The sequence below is a fragment of the Streptomyces sp. SID5785 genome (assembly GCF_009870065.1).
In the GTDB taxonomy this organism is placed as follows: domain Bacteria; phylum Actinomycetota; class Actinomycetes; order Streptomycetales; family Streptomycetaceae; genus Streptomyces.
Genome location: NZ_WWIA01000657.1, coordinates 1 through 2,739 on the forward strand (window position 1 = coordinate 1; position 2,739 = coordinate 2,739).

At 71.0% G+C, this 2,739-nt stretch carries 2 protein-coding genes and 1 pseudogene; all 3 read right to left on the bottom strand.

What is annotated here, in order from left to right; genetic code table 11:
* Positions 1 to 728, bottom strand: a pseudogene (locus GTW43_RS21610) (pyruvate dehydrogenase (acetyl-transferring), homodimeric type); the annotation flags it as partial.
* A gap of 237 nt (positions 729 to 965) precedes the next feature.
* A complete protein-coding gene (locus GTW43_RS21615) occupies positions 966 to 1,589 on the bottom strand; it encodes a GntR family transcriptional regulator (protein ID WP_161303673.1) in 624 nt (207 codons plus the stop codon).
* A 194-nt stretch (positions 1,590 to 1,783) separates the two neighbouring features.
* On the bottom strand, positions 1,784 to 2,739 hold a 956-nt coding region (sucB, locus tag GTW43_RS21620), incomplete at its 5' end, for a 2-oxoglutarate dehydrogenase, E2 component, dihydrolipoamide succinyltransferase (RefSeq protein WP_161303674.1).

Consider the following 2,739-nt stretch of genomic DNA (forward strand, 5'->3'; position numbering starts at 1 on the left):
GGCTCGTCCATCTCGCCGTCGCCGAGGAAGGCCCAGACGTGGGAGTTCGACGTGTCCTTGATGTTCCGCGCGCTCAGGTAGCGGTTGAACCGCGCCTGGTAGATCGCGGAGAGCGGGCCGAGGCCCATGGACACGGTCGGGAACTCCCACAGCCACGGGAGGCGGCGCGGGTGGGGGTACGACGGCAGGCCGTTGCCCCCCGCCTCGCGGCGGAAGTTGTCGAGCTGCGCCTCGGAGAGGCGGCCGTCGAGGAAGGCGCGGGCGTAGATGCCGGGCGAGGCGTGGCCCTGGATGTAGAGCTGGTCGCCGGAGCCGTCGCCCTCCTTCCCGCGGAAGAAGTGGTTGAAGCCGGTCTCGTACAGCCAGGCCGCCGAGGCGAAGGTGGCGATGTGGCCACCGACGCCGGCCTTGCTGCCACGGGTCACCATCGCGGCCGCGTTCCAGCGGTTGTACGCGGTGATCTTGGCTTCCAGCTCCTCGTCACCGGGGAAGTCCGGCTCGGCGGAGGTGGGGATCGAGTTGAGGTACTCGGTCGACAGGAGCTTGGGCAGCGGCAGGCCACCGGTCTCGCCGCGCTCCAGCGTGCGCCGCATCAGCTGCGCGGCACGGTGCGGCCCGGCCGCCTTGGTGACGGCGTCCAGGGAGGCCTGCCATTCGGCGGTCTCCTCGGGGTCGCGGTCCGGGAGCTGGTCGAGCTCGCTCGGCTGGATGCGCATGGGGTCGGTCATAGTCGCCGCACGCCTTCCTGAGTCGAAGGGGGTGGGGTTGGGGGTGCCCTTGATGTCTTTGGCAGGACAGGGCGGGGTCCGGGTGTGGACCCGATGGCGACTGTAACCCCCTGATCGATGATCGATCAAAGGGTTGAAGGGCAAAACCTCTTCAGATCGAGAAAGTCGGCACAAGGTGCCAGGGAAAGGGGCACCGAGTGCCCCGTCGTCCCAGGTCTCAGGCGTGCCGCGGCCCGCTCAGGCGCGCGGCGCACAGCCCAGGACGTGCGTCTTCACGAGCTCGGCGATGGCCGGGTCCCGGCGCCGGAACGCCGCCACCAGCTCCTCGTGCTCCTCCGCGTACGACTGCTGCACCGTGCCCAGCCAGCGGATCGACAGCGCGGTGAACACCTCGATGCCGAGCCCCTCCCAGGTGTGCAGCAGCACCGCGTTGCCCGCCGCGCGCACCAGCTCCCGGTGGAACGCCACGGTGTGCCGCACCTGCCCGGTGCCGTCGGCCTCCCGGTCGGCCCGGTACAGGGCCGCGACGTGCGGTTCCAGCGCCGAGCAGTCCTCCGCGAGCCGGGCCGCGGCCAGCTCGGCCGCGATCGCCTCCAGGCCGGCCCGCACCGGGTAGCTCTCCTCCAGGTCGGCGGCCGACAGATTGCGCACCCGCACGCCCTTGTTCGGCGCCGACTCGATCAGCCGCAGCGACTCCAGCTCCCGCAGCGCCTCGCGCACCGGGGTCTGGCTGACCTCCAGCTCGGTCGCGATCCGGCGCTCCACGATGCGTTCGCCCGGCTTCCAGCGGCCGCTCACGATCCCCTCCACGATGTGCTCGCGGATCTGTTCGCGCAGCGAGTGGACGACGGGCGTGGTCATTGCGGGCTCCTCCGGGAGGCCGGGGACATCGACCTCTAGACAATACGGCCGTGCCCCTGGACAGACAGGACACGAGGGACGCGGCCGCGGGTGATGCGCATTACGTCTCCGGGCCCGGGAGACGGCGGGAGCCCCCGCCCGGAGATCGGTCTCCGGACGGGGGCTCCGTCGTGCTGCGGGACTGCTCCCGGTGCCTACAGGCCCAGCTCGGCGGTGAACTCGCCCGCCTCGAGGATCTGCTTGACCGTCGTCAGGTAGCGGGCGGCGTCGGCGCCGTCCACCAGACGGTGGTCGTAGGAGAGCGTCACGTAGGTCATGTCGCGCACGGCGATGGTGTCGCCGAGCTCCGGGTCGGAGACGACGACCGGGCGCTTGACCGTGGCGCCGATGCCCAGGATGGCCACCTGGTTCGGCGGGACGATGACCGTGTCGAAGAGCGCACCGCGCGACCCCGTGTTGGAGATCGTGAAGGTGGCGCCCGCCAGGTCGTCCGGGGCGATCTTGTTCGTACGGACCTTGCCGGCCAGCTCGGCGGTCCGCTTGGCGATACCCGCGATGTTCAGGTCACCCGCGCCCTTGATGACCGGGGTCATCAGGCCCTTCTCGGAGTCGACGGCGATGCCGACGTTCTCCGAGTCGAAGTAGGTGATCGTGCCCTCGTCGTAGTTCAGGCGGGCGTTGATGACCGGGTGGGCCTTCAGTGCCTGGACGGCGGCCTTGACGAAGAACGGCATCGGGGAGAGCTTGACGCCCTCGCGGGCGGCGAAGCCGTCCTTGGCCTTGGCACGGAGCTTCATCAGCTTCGTGATGTCGACCTCGATGACCGAGGACAGCTGGGCCTGCTCCTGCAGCGCCTTGTGCATGTTGTCCGCGATGGCCTTGCGGATGCGCGGCAGCTTGACCGTCTGGCCGCGGAGGGGAGAGACCTCCAGGGCCGGGGTCTTCGGCGCGGCGGCCGGGGCGGCGGCAGCGGCCGGGGCGGCGGTCTTCGCGGCCTCGGCGGCGGCGATGACGTCCTGCTTGCGGATGCGGCCGCCGACGCCCGAGCCCTTGACCGTGGACAGGTCCACGCCGTTCTCGGAGGCGAGCTTGCGCACCAGCGGGGTCACGTACGCGCCGTCGTCCGCCGGGGTGGCGGCCGGGGCGGGCG

Bases quoted from the DNA above. Each gene is read 5' to 3' on its own strand.
- GTW43_RS21615 (WP_161303673.1), bottom strand. From the start codon at position 1,589: ATGACCACGCCCGTCGTCCACTCGCTGCGCGAACAGATCCGCGAGCAC.